Annotated in this window: 1 protein-coding gene; it reads left to right on the plus strand. The window is 42.6% G+C overall.

Annotated elements, in window-relative coordinates:
• The first annotated feature begins 88 nt into the window (after positions 1–88).
• The gene (locus A3735_RS01595; protein WP_068515864.1) at positions 89–772 is read left to right on the plus strand and encodes a CsgG/HfaB family protein; all 684 of its coding nucleotides are present in this window, start codon (positions 89–91) and stop codon (positions 770–772) included.
• Positions 773–909 lie beyond the last annotated feature (137 nt).

Consider the following 909-nt stretch of genomic DNA (forward strand, 5'->3'; position numbering starts at 1 on the left):
ATTCGCCCCATATTGAAGATTAATCCAGTACACCTAGGCTTGTTGCTGTGATAATCTTTGGAGCAAACCTACCTGAAGGACCTTAATTATGAAGAATTTCTCCTTACGTTTTAGCAAAGTAATTTCCTTAGTTTCACTTTTTGTACTCCTTAGCGCCTGCGCAACGGAAAGTAAGCGAGCTATTCAACCAGATCGAGTTGCCAGCTATCAAACAAACTATAGTGGTAAGAAAACAGCCATGGTAGTAGGCAATTTTAATAACCGTTCAAACTATATGCAGGGTCTATTTTCTTCTGGTGGCGATCGCCTAGGTTCGCAAGGCAAGACCATCTTAAAGACCCACCTTCAACAAACGAACAGATTCAACCTTGTTGACCGTGACGCGATGAAAGAGCTTGAGCAAGAAGCTGCCTATCGCGGTCAAAAGCAAAACATTACGGGCGCAAGATATGTCGTTTCAGGCGCAGTCTCGGAGTTTGGCCGTAAAGAAGTTGGTGACAAGCAACTATTTGGTATCTTGGGGCGCGGAAAGGAGCAAATTGCTTATGCCAAAGTTTCCATCAATATCATTGACGTAACAACCAGCCAAATAATCTATTCAACACAAGGTGCCGGAGAGTATGCACTGAGCAATCGCGAAGTCATCGGTTTCGGTGGCACAGCGGGTTATGATGCAACGCTTAATGGCAAAGTTCTTAACTTCGCGATTACCGAAGCCATTAATAATTTAGTTAGAGATCTAGAGTCCGGCGTTTGGTCTGTTGAAAAATAGCAACTAACTATCGACATAAGGAAGTTCGATGAAATACATTAATATCAAGTTGATCGCTGCAATGGCGGTCATTCTTTTGGCTCAAGCATGTTCAACTCATAGTAATTTGTACTATTGGGGTGATTACCAAGAAATCG

The organism is Oleiphilus sp. HI0061 (assembly GCF_001635675.1).